Source organism: Streptacidiphilus sp. PAMC 29251 (assembly GCF_054208735.2).
The window spans coordinates 1,556,209-1,570,436 of the sequence record NZ_CM135725.2 but is presented as its reverse complement, the minus strand read 5'-3'; the positions used below and the strand labels follow the sequence as shown (position 1 = coordinate 1,570,436).

Genomic DNA, 14,228 nt, shown 5'->3' with positions numbered 1-14,228 from the left:
ACGGCACGGCTGGGTGTGGGGGTGGGGCTGAGCCGGTCGGGCCCGGCGGGCGCCCGCCGGGGCGTCCGGGGGCGTCAGCAGTACGGCGGCTGGTTGGTCAGGGACGCCGCCACGCGCATCCACACGCCGAAGAGCCGGTACAGGTCGGGCAGTTCTCCCTGGGCCTGGACGGTTCGGCTGTCCGTCGAGGTGACCCCTGGGATTCCCAGCAGGGTGGCGGCCACCGAGGCCGACTGCCAGCGGACGGCGAGGGTGGACGGGCCCATGGGCGCCGACGGGGTCGGCAGCGGTGCGGAGAGGCCGGCGGCGACTGCTTCCTCGATGGCCGCGCGGGCCTCGGCCACCGGACGCAGCTCCGCCGTGAAGCGGTCCCGCGCGTACTTCACGGCCACGGTGCTGACGGCGGCGTCCCAGGCGTCCATCTCGGCGCAGGCGCGGTCGTCACCGGTGAGGACCGCCACCGGAACGCCGAGGGCCGCGGCGGTGGCCTGGGCCAGGCCGATCTCGCCCACGGGTCGGCCGTCCAGCCAGATGTCTTCGATCTCATGGCCCATGAAACTGTGGCTCAGCACGCCGAGCACACCGGCCCGGGAGTGGTAGCCGACGCAGACCACGGCGTCGTGCTCGGGGTGAGGTCTTCGAGCATGCCCATCTGTTTGGGCCTGCCGCGGATGAGACGGGCCGCCGGGTGCAGGGCCTCGGGCCGGATATTGCGCATGGGGCCGTGCGCGTCGTTGACGGTGATGTCGGTGGCGCCGGCCGCGAGGGCGCCCCGGACGGCCGCGTTGACGTCCTCCGCCATCATCAGCCGTCCACGCTCGTAGTCCCGCCCGCCGGGCTGGACGTCCTCGGCGTCCACCAGCCCGGTGATGCCTTCCATGTCCGCACTGATGTAGATCCGCACCGCTGGTACTCCTTAGCTTGATCGTTAAGGAGACGCCGGTCGCTACTCCGCCGGTTCCGCCAGGTCGGGCGATGCGATGCCCAGCACCGCCCTCGCCGAGTCGCTGAGCAGTTCGCGGAGCCGGTCCTCGGGGAGGCCCGCGCTGTGGAACAGGGTGGACTGGATCGCGGCGATCGCGGCGTGGACCAGGGTCCGGGCCTCGGTGTCGGTCAGCCCGGCGCGCAGCTCCGCCATCAGGTGCACCCACTCCTCCAGGTAGAGGCGCTGCTTGCGGCGCAGCCTGCGGCGGTCCTCCTCGGGCAGGTTGTGGATCTCGTGGTGGTAGACCTGGGCCAGCTCACGGTCGGCGACGACGAACTCGACCTGGCCGGCGATCAGCCGGGTCAGCGCCTGGCCCAGATCGGGCACCTGCTGCACGACCTGCTGCTCCTCGCGGAGCAGGCCGTCGATCACCCGGTCGAACAGGGCGACCAGGACCGCGGACTTGCTGCCGAAGTGCCGGTAGATCCCGGACCCGGTGATGCCGGCCGCCGCGCCGATGTCCGCCATCGACACCGAGTGGAAGCCGTTGCGGGCGACCAGGTCGGCTGCCGCGGCAAGGATGCGTTCCTTGCGCGCGGGATCCCTGGTGCGGGTGGACGCGGCTGCGTCGACTGTCACGTCGTCGGTCTCCATGGTTCTATCCTGCCGTGCCCTGGGCATGGTCAGTGCACCTGGTAGTGCCGGGCGTACTGTTCCCTCACCACATTCTTCTGGATCTTGCCGGTCGAGGTCTTCGGCAGTGCGTCCGTCACGATGACGGCTTTGGGCGCCTTGTAGGGGTCGATGAGCGTCTTGACCTTGGCGATCAGGGCCCGACCGTCGAGCCCGGCTCCGGCGCGGGGGACGACCACGGCGGTGACGGCCTCGCCCCAGCGCTCGTGCGGCAGGCCGACCACCGCGACCTCGGCGACGTCGTCGTCGGCCGCGTAGAGGGCCTTCTCGACTTCCAGGGAGGCGACGTTCTCACCGCCGGTCTTGATCACGTCCTTGCGCCGGTCGCTGAACCACAGCACGCCGTCCTGGTCGAAGTGGCCGATGTCGCCGGAGTGGAACCAGCCGTGGGCGAAAGCGGCGTCGGTGGCCTTCGGGTCGTCCAGGTAGCCGGTCATGGTGTGCGGCCCACGGTAGACGATCTCGCCGGAGTTCCCCGGCGCGAGCAGCGCCCCGCTGCCGTCCATGATCGCGACCTGGACGTTGGCGACCGGGGTGCCGACCGCGCCCGGGTGCGTGAGCTGGTGCTCGGGGCGGAACAGGGTCGCGGTCGGGCTCATCTCGGTCTGCCCGAACAGGAGGTAGAAGTCGCAGCCGAACACCTCCAGACAGCGCCGCAGCTGCGCCTCGGGCATCGGCGCCATCGCGTACAGGGCGCGACGCAGGCTGGAGAGGTCCCGGCGGGCGATGTCGGGGTGGTCGAGCAGTTGCCGGTACATCATCGGCAGGCCGAAGATCTGGGTGATGCGTTCGGTCTCGATCAGTTGCAGCAGCCGGGCGGCGTCGAAGCCGCGCTCGATGTACAGCGCGGCGCCGACCATCACGGCGGCGGTGCAGTGGCAGTTGAGCTGGGCGGTGTGGAACATCGGCAGCATCGCGACGAACCGGTCCTGCTCGGTGAACCGGGCCTCCAGGGCCATGGCCAGGGATTCCAGGTAGATGGCGGTGTGGTTGCCGACGACACCCTTGGGCGCGGAGGTCGTGCCGCTGGTGTAGAGGTAGCTGATCGGGTCGCGGTCGTCGACGAAGTACTGTGGCTCGGAGTCGTCCTGAGTGACCGTCAGGTCAGCGAAGGTGATCAATTCCGAGTCCTGTGGAGTCCCGCCGTCCTCGGTCACGGCGAACACATCGGTCAGGGTCGGCAGTTGGGCGAGGGTCGCGGCCAGGCCGGGCAGCAGCGTGCTGTCCGCGACGATCCCACGGGCCCGGGAGTGGCCGAGGACGTAGGCGACCTCGTTGGCGCGCCAGCCGAGGTTGATCGGCACGCAGACCACGCCGAGTTTGGCGCAGGCGTAGTAGGTGACCAGGAATTCGGCGCTGTTGCCGCAGGCCAGGGCGAGCGCGTCGCCGCGTTGGTAGCCGCGGCGGCTCAGCGCGTTGGCGGTCCGGTTCACCCAGGCGTTGAACTCCGTGTACGTCAGCCGACGTGCTCCCTCGACCAGGGCGGTGCGGTTCGGGTAGCGGGCGGCGGCCCTGGTCAGGCTGTCGCCCACGTTGACGCGCTGGATCAGGTTGGCCTGGGGCTGCGGGGACGGGGGCACGGTCTGCTCCTTGCGGTTCGGTGGCACCGGTTGAGTGGGGCCGGTTCAGTAGGACCTGGGCAGCCCGAGCGAGTGCTGGGCCACGTAGTTGAGGATCATTTCCCGGTTCACCGGAGCGATCCGCAGCAGCCGGGCCAGCCCCCACAGCGGGATCAGACCGTGCTCGGTGGCCACCCCGTTGCCGCCGTGGCACTGGATCGCGGCGTCGACCGCGGCCAGCGCGGCTTCGGCCGCCGCGTACTTGGCCATATTGGCCGCCTCGCCGGCGGGCAGGCCCTGGTCGTGCAGCCAGGCGGCCTTGGCGGTCATCAGGGCGGCTAGCTCGACCTCGATCTTCGCCTTGGCCAGGGGGTGGGAGACGCCCTGGTGGGCGCCGATCGGACGGTCCCAGACCACCCGGTCGTTGGCGTAACCGCTGGCCTTGGCCAGGGCGTAGCGGCCGATGCCGACGCACAGCGCGGCGCCGGTCACCCGTTCGGGGTTCAGTCCGTGGAAGACCTGGCGGAACCCGTCGCCCTCGGTGCCCACCAGCCGGTCCGCCCCGACGCGGACATCGTCGAAGAACAGGGTGAACTGGCGCTCGGGGAGGTTGACCGACACCGGCAGCGGCTGCGCGACCAGTCCGGGGGCGTCGGTGTCGACGAGGAACAGCGACAGTTCGGCGTCGCCGGTTTGCGCATTGGTGCCGGTCCTGGCCACCACCAGGATCGCGTCGGCTTCGTCCACGCCCGAGATGTAGTACTTCTGGCCGCGCAGGACCCAGTCCTCGCCGGCGCGGGTGGCGGTGGTGGACAGCCGGTGGGTGTTGGACCCGGCGTCGGGCTCGGTGATCGCGAAGACCACCTTGCCCTCCCCGCTGGCCAGCCCGGGCAGCCAGGTGTCGCGCTGTGCGTCGGTGCCGTAGGTGGCGATGACCTCGCCGCAGATCGCGCTGGAGACCAGGAGCAGCAGCAGCGGGCAGCCCTGGGCGGCGGTCTCCTCGCAGACGATGGCCAGTTCGACCAGCCCCGCGCCGCCACCGCCGTGGGACTCGGGGATGTTGATGCCGAGGTAGCCGTGCTTGCCCAGGGCCTGCCACAGCTCGGTGGTGAACTCCCTGGCCTCGGCCTTGCGGGTGTAGTAGGCGCCGCCGAAGGGGGCGGTGATCGCGGCGAGGGCGGATCTCAGTGCGGCGTGGTCCTCGTTGGGGGAAAAGTCCATCGTGCTCTCCTGATTCAGCTTCTTCAGCTTCAGCGTCTGGGGGCGGGGCCGGTGCTGGGCGCCCCGGCGAACACCTGGGCGATGGACATCCACTCGGCGGCGACGTCCCCGGTGGTGCGGAGCAGCGTGTCGGCCGGGTGCCGCCGCTGGGTGACCACCAGGCAGAAGTCCAGGGCCGGACCGGCCACCCGCTGCTCGGCGTCGTCCGGCCCCCAGGCCCAGGTGCTGCCGTCGGGCGCGGCGAGTTCGACCCGTACCTGCGCCGGGGGCGGTTCGCTGCCGCGCAGCCGGTAGGAGAAGCCGAGGGTACGCACCCCCAGGTGCGCGATGTGGCGCAGCCGGGCGGTGGGCTCGCGGACGACGCCCAGGGTGTCGGCGACGTCCTGGCCGTGCGCCCAGGTCTCCATCAGCCGTGCGGTGACCTGGCTGCCCACACTCATCTCGGGGCCGAACCACGGGGTGCGTGCCCTGGCGTCCAACTGGCTTGCCTGATCCAGGAATTCGGCCCTGGCCTGGCGGAACCACTGGAGCAGTCGGGGCGGCGGCAGCGAGCGGTGGCGCAGGGCCACCTGGTCGGGGAAGTCGGGCCCCAGCGCCATCAGCGCGGCCGCGTCGGCGCGGAAGCGCTCCGGGTCGGTCATCGCCGAGGTCGCGGCCTGGTCGAACGCGGCCAGATGGCTGACCTGGTCGTGGATCGACCAGCCGGCGGCCGGGGTGGGGCGGCGCCAGGCCGCCGGGGGGAGGTCGGCGACCAGGTCGTCCAGCACCTGTGTCTCCGCGGCGAGGTCGGTCAGCAACTCGCCCAGATCGACGCTCACGGCTGCTCCCCGCTGACACCGACAACGGTGGTTTCAATGACCGCGAGGACCGCGCCGACGTCGACCTGTTGCCCCACCACGACGCCGAGTTCGGCCAGGATGCCGTCATGCGGCGCGCACACGCTGTGCTCCATCTTCATCGCCTCCAGGACCACGATCACCTGTCCCGCGCCGACCTCGGCGCCGGCCTCGGCGGCGACCCGCACCACCGTTCCCGGCATCTGGGCCAGCAGCGATCCCGGGGCCGAGCGCGAGCCCGGTTCGGGGAAGCGGGGTGTCTCGGCCAGGGTGCTGGAGCCCAGCGCACTGTCGGCGAAACAGAGTGCCCCGACCCGGTGGATCCTGACCAGCCGTCGGACCCCCGCCACCTCCAGGTCGACCCGCTGCGCGGACGCGCCCCGCAGCACCACGTCCGCCACCGTGGCCCCGTCCACCTCGGCCTCCACAGCCCCGCCGCGCAGCAGCCGATAGCGCACGGTCACGGGTGTGCCGTCGGCTTCGAAGGCGGCGAACTGCGGGCCGTTGGCCACATTGCGCCAGCCCGAGGGCAGCGTCCCCAGCACGGTCGCGTCAGCGCGTCGCTCGGCCTGCCCGGCCAGAGCGGCGGCGAGGGCGTGGACGCGGACCGCGTCGAAGGCGGTGGACGAGGCAGCGAGTTGCCGGGGGGAGTGCCGGTCCAGATAGCCGGTGTCGATGCGCCCGGCCCGGAACTCGGACTCGCGCAGGATCCCGACCAGCAGGGCGCGGTTGGACACCACACCGTGCAGTTCGGTCTCCGCGAGTGCCCGGGCCAGCAGCCGGCAGGCCTCGTCACGGGTGGGCGCGTGGGCGATCACCTTGGCGAGCATCGGGTCGTAGTGGACGCCGACCTCCCCGCCGGTGGCGATGCCGCTGTCCACCCGCACGCCGGGCAGCTCCGGGACGGAGAACCGGTGCACCCGGCCGGTGGCGGGCAGGAAGCCCGCGTCGACGTCCTCCGCGTACAGCCGTGCCTCGATCGCATGGCCCTCGATGCGCGCGTTCAGCGCCTGGTCCGGCAGCGGTTTGCCCTCGGCGACCAGCAGTTGCAGCCGGACCAGGTCGAGGCCGGTGATCAGCTCGGTCACCGGGTGTTCTACCTGCAGCCGGGTGTTGACCTCCAGGAAGGAGAAGCGGCCGTCCGCGCCGAGGACGAACTCGACCGTGCCGGCGCCCTCGTAGCCGATCGCCCGCCCGGCCGCGACCGCCGCTTGGCCCAGCCGCTCGCGCAGGTCCGGGTCGACGCCGGGGGAGGGCGCCTCTTCGATGATCTTCTGGAAGCGGCGCTGGATCGAGCACTCACGTTCGAAGAGGTGGACCAGATTGCCATGGGTGTCGCCGAAGATCTGCACCTCGATATGCCGGGGGGAGTCCACATAGCGTTCCAGGAACACGGTGGCGTCGCCGAAGGCCGAGGCCGCCTCGCGGCGGGCGGAGGCGACCGCGTCCAGCAGCTGCGCCTCCTCGCGCACGATCCGCATGCCCCGGCCGCCGCCGCCGAAGGCGGCCTTGACCAGGACCGGGAAGCCGATCTCGGTGGCCGCCCGACGGATGAGCGCCGCGCCGTCCAGCTCCTGTTCCAGCTCGTGGTCCTGAGGGAGAGTCAGGCCGGGCAGCACCGGGACGCCGGCGGCGGCCATCAGCTCCTTGGCGGCGATCTTCGAGCCCATGGCGTCGATCGCCTTGGGCGGCGGCCCGACGAAGACCAGCCCGGCGTCGGCGCAGGCCCGGGCGAAGCCGGCGTTCTCGGACAGGAAGCCGTAGCCGGGGTGGACCGCGTCGGCTCCGGTGCGGTGCGCGGCCGCGATCACCAGGTCGCCGCGCAGATAGGTGTCGGCGGGGGCGGACCCTGGCAGCCGTACGGCCTCGTCAGCGGCGGCCACGAACGGGGCGTCGGCGTCCGGGTCGGAGAACACGGCCACGGTGGCGATGTCGAGTTCGCGCGCGGTGCGCATCACCCGGGTGGCGATCTCGCCGCGGTTGGCGACCAGCAGCTTGCGAATGGTCATCGGTTTTCTTCCCCCTACATCCGGAAGACGCCGTAGCCGCGGCGTCCTTCGACCAGTTGGGAGTGCGCCGCGGACAGCGCCATGCCGAGGACCGCCCTGGTGTCGCGCGGGTCGATGACACCGTCGTCGTACAGCCGCGAAGTGATGAAGAAGGCGTGGGACTCGCGTTCGATCTGCTCCTCGACCGACAGCCTGCGCCGGTCGTCGGCGTCCTGGTCGAACTCCCGCCCGGCGGACGCAGCCGCCTGCTTGCCCACGATGGAGAGCACCCCGGCCAGCTGCTGGGCGCCCATCACCGCGAGCTTGGCGTTCGCCCAGGCGAACATCAGCCGCGGCCCGAAGGCCCGCCCGGACATCCCGTAGTTGCCCGCGCCGAAGGAGGCGCCGATGTTGACGGTGATGTGCGGGACGGTGCTGTTGGTGACCGCGTTGATCATCTTCGCGCCGTCCTTGATGATCCCGCCCTGCTCGTAGCTGGTGCCGACCATGTAGCCGGTGGTGTTCTGCAGGAAGACCAGGGGAGTGCTGCTCTGGTTGGCGAGCATGATGAACTCGCTGGCCTTCTTGGCCTCCTCGCTGAACAGCACGCCGCGGGCGTTGGCCAGCACGCCGACCGGGAAGCCGTGGATCGAGGCCCAGCCGGTGACCAGGCTGGTGCCGTACAGCGCCTTGTACTCGCCGAACCGGGAGCCGTCGACCACCCGGGCCAGGATCTCGCGCGGATCCACCGGCACCCGGAAGTCGGCCGGGGCGATCCCGAGCAGCTCCTCCGGGTCGTACAACGGCGGGTCGGCGGGCTTGCTGGGGCCTGGGCCGAGCTTGTGCCAGTTGAGCTCGGCGACGATCTGGCGGCCGATCCGGATGCAGTCGCCCTCGTCGGCGGCGAAGTAGTCGCCGAGGCCCGACACCCGGGTGTGCATGTCGGCCCCGCCGAGCGCCTCGTCGTCGGCGTCCTCGCCGGTGGCCATCTTGACCAGCGGGGGACCGCCGAGGAACACCTTGGCCTGGCCGTCGACCAGCACCGCGTAGTCGCACATCCCGGGGACGTACGCCCCGCCGGCGGTGGCGTTGCCGAAGACCAGCGAGATGGTGGCGATGCCCAGCTGCGAGAGCTGGGTGAGGTCGTGGAAGATCTGCCCGGCCTGGACGAACAGGTCCGACTGGGTGGGCAGGTCGGCGCCGCCGGACTCGACCAGGCAGATCACCGGCAGCCGGTTGATCCTGGCGATCTCCAGGGCGCGCAGGTTCTTGCGCAGGGTGTAGGGGTTCATCGCGCCGCCGCGTACCGTCGGGTCATGGGCGATGATCACGCACTCGACCCCGGACACCACTCCGATGCCGGTGAGGATGCTCGCGCCGACGGTGAAGTCGGTGCCCCACGCCGCGAGCGCGGACAGTTCCAGGAACGGGGCGTCGCGGTCCAGCAGCAGTTCCAGCCGCTCGCGCACCAGCAGCTTGCCGCGCTGGTGGTGCCGCTCGGCGTACCTGGCGCCGCCGCCGGCGCGCACCAGGTCGAGCTGCTGCTCCAACTCCCGCACCGCGGCGGACTGCGCCTCGTGGTTGGCGCGGTAGGCCTCGCCGGTGCGGTCCACGGCCGATCTCAGCACGGGCAACGGTCCACTCTTCCTCTCGAACTGCGCGGGTCGGGCCTTGGGTCCAGCTCGGGGCCAGCTCCGGACCCAGCTCGGCAAATGTTAATTGAGATTCACTAACTTGGGAACCCCGAGCCGCAGTCCCAGCACATACACTGATGCCGCAGTCCATGGGCATTGACTAGTGATATCTCATTCACTACAGGAAGGATCACTGGTGTGACTGGTGAGGCGTTCATCTACGAGGCGATCCGCACGCCCCGGGGCAAGGGCAAGGGCGGGTCGCTGCACGGGACCAAGCCCCTGGACCTGGTGGTCGGCCTGATCGGGGAGCTGCGGCGACGCCACCCCGGCCTGGACCCGGCCGCCATCGACGACATCGTGCTCGGCGTGGTCTCCCCGATCGGCGAGCAGGGCGGCGTCATCCCCAGGGCCGCCGCCATCGCGGCCGGCCTGCCGGACACGGTGGCCGGGGTGCAGGTCAACCGGTTCTGCGCCTCGGGCCTCGAGGCGGTCAACCAGGCCGCGCAGCGGATCAGGTCCGGTTGGGACCAGCTGATCGTGGCCGGCGGGGTCGAGTCGATGTCCCGGGTGCCGATGGGCTCGGACGGCGGGGCGATGTTCCTGGACCCGGCCACCAACTACGACGCCTACTTCGTGCCGCAGGGCGTTGGCGCCGACCTGATCGCCACCATCGAGGGCTTCAGCCGCGAGGACGTGGACCGCTACGCCGTCTCCTCCCAGCTCAGGGCGGAGGCGGCCTGGTCCGGGGGCTACTTCGCCAAGTCGGTGGTCCCGGTCACCGACCTCAACGGGGTGACCGTGCTCGACCACGACGAGCACCGACGGGCGCAGTCCACGGTGGAGTCGCTGGGCAAGCTCACCCCCTCCTTCGCCGCGATCGGCGACCTGGGCGGCTTCGACGCGGTGGCGCTGCAGAAGTACCACGCGGTGGAGCGGATCGACCATGTGCACACGGCCGCCAACTCCTCCGGAGTGGTCGACGGCGCGGCCCTGGTGCTGGTGGGCAGCGAACAGGCCGGCCGGGATCTCGGCCTGGCCCCGCGGGCCCGTGTGGTCGCCACCGCGGTCAGCGGCGCCGATCCGACCATCATGCTCACCGGCCCCACCCCGGCCACCCGCAAGGTGCTCGCCCTGGCCGGACTGACCATCGACGACATCGACCTGTTCGAGCTCAATGAGGCGTTCGCCGCGGTGGTCCTGAAATGGATCAGGGACCTGGGCATCCCCGAGGAGAAGGTCAACGTCAACGGCGGCGCCATCGCCATGGGCCACCCGCTCGGCGCCACCGGCGCGATGCTGGTCGGCACCGTCGTCGACGAGTTGGAGCGCCGAGGCGCCCGACGGGCCCTGGTGACCCTGTGCATCGGCGGCGGCATGGGCCTGGCCACCATCATCGAGCGAGTCTGAGGAGCGGGAACGGCGATGACGACTGACACCAAGACCATTCGCTGGCAGCAGGACGAGGACGGCATCGTCGTGCTGACCCTCGACGACCCCGCGCAGTCGGCGAACACCATGAACCACGACCACACCGAGTCGATGGGCCTGGTCGTCGACCGGCTGGAGGCGGAACGGGACAGCATCACCGGCGTGGTGATCACCTCGGCCAAGAAGACCTTCTTCGCCGGCGGCGACCTGAACGACCTGATCGCGGCCCAGCCGGAACAGGCCGCGGAGCTCACCGCCTACATCACCACCGTCAAGGCGCAGCTGCGCCGGCTGGAGCGGCTCGGCCGACCGGTGGTCGCGGCCATCAACGGCGCCGCGCTGGGCGGCGGCCTGGAGATCGCGCTCGCCTGCACCCACCGCATCGCCGCCGACGCCCGGGGCAGCCAGATCGGCCTGCCCGAGGTCACGCTGGGACTGCTGCCGGGCGGCGGGGGCGTCACCCGCACGGTGCGGCTGCTGGGCGTCCAGGAGGCGCTGCTCAAGGTGCTGCTGCAGGGCCAGCGCAACACCCCGCGCAAGGCACTGGAGCTCGGCCTGGTGCACGAGGTGGTGGACACGGTCGAGGAGCTGCTGCCCCGGGCCAAGGAGTGGATCAGGGCGAATCCCGGCGTCCCGGTGCAGCCCTGGGACGTGCCCGGCCATCGGATCCCCGGCGGTACGCCCGCCGATCCGAAGTTCGCCGCCGTCCTGCCCGCGCTGCCCGCTCAGCTGCGGCGCCAGCTCAGGGGCGCACCGGCGCCCGCGCCGCGCGCGATCCTGGCGGCGGCGGTGGAGGGGGCCCAGGTCGACTTCGACACGGCGCTGGCGATCGAGACCCGCTATCTGGTGAGCCTGGCGACCGGGCAGATCTCCAAGAACATGATCCAGGCGCTCTTCTTCGACCTCCAGCACATCAACTCGGGCGGCAGCCGGCCCCAGGGCTTCCCGGCGTACGCCGCCAGCAAGGTCGGGGTGCTGGGGGCGGGGATGATGGGCGCCGCCATCGCCTATGTCTCGGCCAAGGCCGGGATCGAGGTCGTCCTCAAGGACGTCACCCGGGAGGCCGCCGAGCGCGGCAAGGGCTACGCGGCCAAGCTGGAGCAGAAGGCGCTGGCGCGCGGCGCCACCACCGAGCAGAAGTCCGAGGCGTTGCTGGCCCGGATCACCCCGACCGCGGACCCGGCGGACTTCGCCGGGGTGGACTTCGTGGTCGAGGCGGTCTTCGAGAGCCAGGACCTCAAGCACGCGGTGTTCGCCGAGATCCAGGACGTGCTGGCCCCGGACGCGGTGCTGGGCTCCAACACCTCCACTCTGCCGATCACCGGCCTGGCCGAGGGCGTGTCCCACCCCGAGGACTTCATCGGCATCCACTTCTTCTCGCCGGTCGACCGGATGCCGCTGGTGGAGATCATCAGGGGCGCGGAGACCTCGGACGCCACCCTGGCCAAGGCGTTCGACTACACCCTGCAGATCAGGAAGACCCCGATCGTCGTCAACGACAGCCGCGGCTTCTTCACCAGCCGGGTCATCAGCACCTTCCTCAACGAGGCGGTGGCGATGATCGGCGAGGGGGTGGAACCGTCCACCGTCGAACAGGCCGGCGCCCAGGCCGGCTACCCGGCGTCCCCGCTGCAGCTGATGGACGAACTGACGCTCACACTGCCGCGGCGGATCCGTGAGGAACGGCGGGCGGCGATCGAGTCGGCCGGGGGTGTCTGGACCGCGAACGGAGCCGACGCGGTGATCGACCTGATGATCGATCAGTTCGACCGCAGGGGAAGGTCCACCGGGGCGGGGTTCTACGACTATGACGAGGACGGCAAGCGGGTGGGGCTGTGGCCCGGCCTGCGCGACACCTTCAAGGCCGGCAGCGCGCAGCTGCCGCTGGCGGATTTGAAGGAGCGGATGCTGTTCATCGAGGCGATCGAGGCGGTGAAGTGCTTCGAGGAGGGGGTGCTCACCTCGGTGGCCGACGCCAACGTCGGCTCCATCCTCGGCATCGGCTTCCCGACCTGGACCGGCGGCGTCATCCAGTACGTCAACCAGTACCCGGGCGGCCTGAAGGGCTTCGCCGCGAGGGCCGGCGAACTCGCCGAGCGCTACGGCGAGCGGTTCAGCGCACCGCAGTCGCTGCTCGACCGGGCCGACCGCGGCGAGACCTTCCGGTAGGGCGGTTGGACGCATGGAAGCGGGTCGGATCCGCCTGTCGCCGCCTCGTGCGGCCGGGAGGCGGATCCGGCCCACCGAACGCAAGGAGACCACCTGTGCCGGCCGCCGTATACGAGACACTGCTCATCGGAGGCCGCTCCGGTGTCGGCAAGACCACCGTCGGCTGGGAGATCTCCGCGCAACTGCAGGCCGGCTGATCTATACCAACACCGTCTCCGTTCTGGAGCCCGACCTGATCGCCCGCGCCATGGGCGGCACACCCCGCATCACCGGGGTCCTCCTGACCGCCGACGACGCAACCGCCCAGCAACGCCTCCACGGCCGGGAGGTCGGCAGCCAACTCGACGCCCACATCACCCGAAGCACTGCCATGGCCCGGCACCTGCAGGCCGTTGCGCCTCCATGGGTTACCCGGGTATCCACCGACGGACGCTCCGTCACTGCCATCGCACGCGATGCCCTCGCGGCAACCAACTGGTCAGGGTAGAGGCTTGGCCGGCAGGCTGCGCGACGCCGGCTGCCGGCGGCTGACCAGGCCGTGAGCGAAGACCCGCCCCACGACGTCGTGGGCTTGGCAGCGGGACTCGTCGGGTGGGGCGACTGTGGCTCACTGGGGCGGATCGGCTTGCTCCGCCGCGGTCGGAGATTCTTCGGCCGGCACGCCCTGGACGAAGGTCACGTCCGGTTCGGAGACGGGGTTGATCCAGCAGCGCATGGTGATTTCCGGTGAGAAGGTCTTCGGCGCGGAGGCGAACGCCCGCTCGGCCTGTACGAAGTCGGGGTTGGCTATGCCTATCGAAAGGCTTGGCCAGGTCTGAACGGTCGTGGACTTGTCCTCCAGGTAGTGCCCCCAGGACTTGCCGCACCTGCATGATCGCTTCTCCGGAAAGAGGCGGACGATGTCCTGGCAGTGCGCGCAGTACATGAGCTTCACGGCAGCTCCTCGAATTGACGAACCATCGAACCGGGCAGCGCCCGCCAGCGACTGATCATGGCACTCTGGCGAGGGCCGCAGCAGGTCGGGATGCCCCCCCGCTCCCCGCAGATGAGCCGCCCCCAAAACCGATTGCCTGAGCGTGGGACGGCGCGCGGAATCTCCGCCGTGATCACTCAACGCCGCGACCGCGACCGCCACCTTCCGCACATCGCCACGCACGTTGAGGATCATTGTCTTGGGAACTCCGAGAGGGCGTGTGTCAGAGGGCGGTGCCATCATCGGCGCATGACTGAAGAGCGGGACCAAGAACGCGACCAGTTGCTCTCCTTCCTCACGTATCAGCGGGACTCGGTCCTGTCGATCGTGGACGGTCTCGCCGAGGAGCACTGGCAGACTGCCGTTGTGCCGTCCGGCTGGACGATCGCCGGCATGGTCGAACACCTGGGCGGCGCCGAACGGCACTGGTTCCAGAGGGTCGTCAGCGGCCATGAGGTGGATCTGCCCTGGGACGAGGGCCTGCCTCCGTACGACCCGGAGGCTCCCTACGTCTGCGATCGGCCGTCGGCGGAGGTGCGCGCCTACTACGAGGAGCAGTGTCGGCGCTCCGACGACGTCCTTGCGGGCGTGTCGCTGTCCGACCGGCCGAAGGGCAAGCACGGCGACCCGGAGCTCGATGACCAGGTGACCACTGTGCGCTGGGTGGTTCTGCACATGATCGAGGAAACGGCGGCGCACTCCGGACATCTGGAGATCGTCCGAGAGCTCCTCGACGGCCGCACACGTCTGGGGCTGCGCTGATCGCCTCCCGCAGTGCCCAGTTCGGCAAAGAGAGGAC

At 70.7% G+C, this 14,228-nt stretch carries 10 protein-coding genes and 2 pseudogenes; 4 read left to right on the top strand and 8 right to left on the bottom strand.

Features of this window, described 5'->3' with window-relative positions:
- Positions 1 to 74: 74 nt before the first annotated feature.
- From ACXKR8_RS07435 to ACXKR8_RS07405, 7 genes and pseudogenes are all read right to left on the bottom strand, one after another.
- A pseudogene (locus ACXKR8_RS07435) lies at positions 75 to 904 on the bottom strand (M55 family metallopeptidase).
- Between the two features lie 42 nt (positions 905 to 946).
- Entirely contained in the window at positions 947 to 1,579 is a 633-nt protein-coding gene (locus ACXKR8_RS07430) for a TetR/AcrR family transcriptional regulator (RefSeq protein ID WP_458272095.1), read from the bottom strand.
- 29 nt (positions 1,580 to 1,608) lie between these two features.
- Entirely contained in the window at positions 1,609 to 3,198 is a 1,590-nt protein-coding gene (locus ACXKR8_RS07425) for a long-chain-fatty-acid--CoA ligase (protein ID WP_458272094.1), read from the bottom strand.
- 45 nt (positions 3,199 to 3,243) lie between these two features.
- Positions 3,244 to 4,398, bottom strand: a complete 1,155-nt coding sequence (locus ACXKR8_RS07420; protein WP_458272093.1) for an acyl-CoA dehydrogenase family protein — start codon at positions 4,396 to 4,398, stop codon at positions 3,244 to 3,246.
- A 29-nt stretch (positions 4,399 to 4,427) separates the two neighbouring features.
- The gene (locus ACXKR8_RS07415) at positions 4,428 to 5,216 is read right to left on the bottom strand and encodes a TIGR03084 family metal-binding protein (protein ID WP_458272092.1); all 789 of its coding nucleotides are present in this window, start codon (positions 5,214 to 5,216) and stop codon (positions 4,428 to 4,430) included.
- A complete protein-coding gene (locus ACXKR8_RS07410; protein WP_458272091.1) occupies positions 5,213 to 7,243 on the bottom strand; it encodes an acetyl/propionyl/methylcrotonyl-CoA carboxylase subunit alpha in 2,031 nt (676 codons plus the stop codon). The genes ACXKR8_RS07415 and ACXKR8_RS07410 overlap by 4 nt, the downstream gene beginning before the upstream one ends.
- A gap of 14 nt (positions 7,244 to 7,257) precedes the next feature.
- The gene (locus ACXKR8_RS07405; RefSeq protein ID WP_458272090.1) at positions 7,258 to 8,856 is read right to left on the bottom strand and encodes an acyl-CoA carboxylase subunit beta; all 1,599 of its coding nucleotides are present in this window, start codon (positions 8,854 to 8,856) and stop codon (positions 7,258 to 7,260) included.
- 198 nt (positions 8,857 to 9,054) lie between these two features.
- On the opposite strand from ACXKR8_RS07405, the gene ACXKR8_RS07400 reads away from it, so the two are divergent.
- From ACXKR8_RS07400 to ACXKR8_RS07390, 3 genes and pseudogenes are all read left to right on the top strand, one after another.
- Entirely contained in the window at positions 9,055 to 10,266 is a 1,212-nt protein-coding gene (locus ACXKR8_RS07400) for an acetyl-CoA C-acetyltransferase (protein ID WP_458272089.1), read from the top strand.
- A 15-nt stretch (positions 10,267 to 10,281) separates the two neighbouring features.
- A complete protein-coding gene (locus ACXKR8_RS07395; RefSeq protein WP_458272088.1) occupies positions 10,282 to 12,456 on the top strand; it encodes a 3-hydroxyacyl-CoA dehydrogenase NAD-binding domain-containing protein in 2,175 nt (724 codons plus the stop codon).
- Positions 12,457 to 12,575: 119 nt separating this feature from the next.
- Positions 12,576 to 12,943 (top strand): annotated as a pseudogene (locus ACXKR8_RS07390) (hypothetical protein).
- Positions 12,944 to 13,063: 120 nt separating this feature from the next.
- On the opposite strand, the gene ACXKR8_RS07385 reads toward ACXKR8_RS07390, so the two are convergent.
- Positions 13,064 to 13,624 carry a hypothetical protein gene (locus ACXKR8_RS07385; protein ID WP_458272087.1) on the bottom strand — a complete coding sequence of 187 codons (561 nt, stop codon included), beginning with the start codon at positions 13,622 to 13,624 and terminating at the stop codon, positions 13,064 to 13,066.
- 54 nt (positions 13,625 to 13,678) lie between these two features.
- Between ACXKR8_RS07385 and ACXKR8_RS07380 the strand changes: the two genes are divergently transcribed.
- Positions 13,679 to 14,191 carry a DinB family protein gene (locus tag ACXKR8_RS07380; RefSeq protein ID WP_458272086.1) on the top strand — a complete coding sequence of 171 codons (513 nt, stop codon included), beginning with the start codon at positions 13,679 to 13,681 and terminating at the stop codon, positions 14,189 to 14,191.
- Positions 14,192 to 14,228: the final 37 nt, after the last annotated feature.

What these genes read in the sequence shown, in the direction of transcription:
- ACXKR8_RS07385 (WP_458272087.1), bottom strand. Translation starts at nt 13,624, where the DNA reads ATGATCCTCAACGTGCGTGGCGATGTGCGGAAGGTGGCGGTCGCGGTC.
- ACXKR8_RS07410 (WP_458272091.1), bottom strand. Translation starts at nt 7,243, where the DNA reads ATGACCATTCGCAAGCTGCTGGTCGCCAACCGCGGCGAGATCGCCACC.
- ACXKR8_RS07395 (WP_458272088.1), top strand. Translation starts at nt 10,282, where the DNA reads ATGACGACTGACACCAAGACCATTCGCTGGCAGCAGGACGAGGACGGC.
- ACXKR8_RS07420 (WP_458272093.1), bottom strand. Translation starts at nt 4,398, where the DNA reads ATGGACTTTTCCCCCAACGAGGACCACGCCGCACTGAGATCCGCCCTC.
- ACXKR8_RS07380 (WP_458272086.1), top strand. Translation starts at nt 13,679, where the DNA reads ATGACTGAAGAGCGGGACCAAGAACGCGACCAGTTGCTCTCCTTCCTC.
- ACXKR8_RS07430 (WP_458272095.1), bottom strand. Translation starts at nt 1,579, where the DNA reads ATGGAGACCGACGACGTGACAGTCGACGCAGCCGCGTCCACCCGCACC.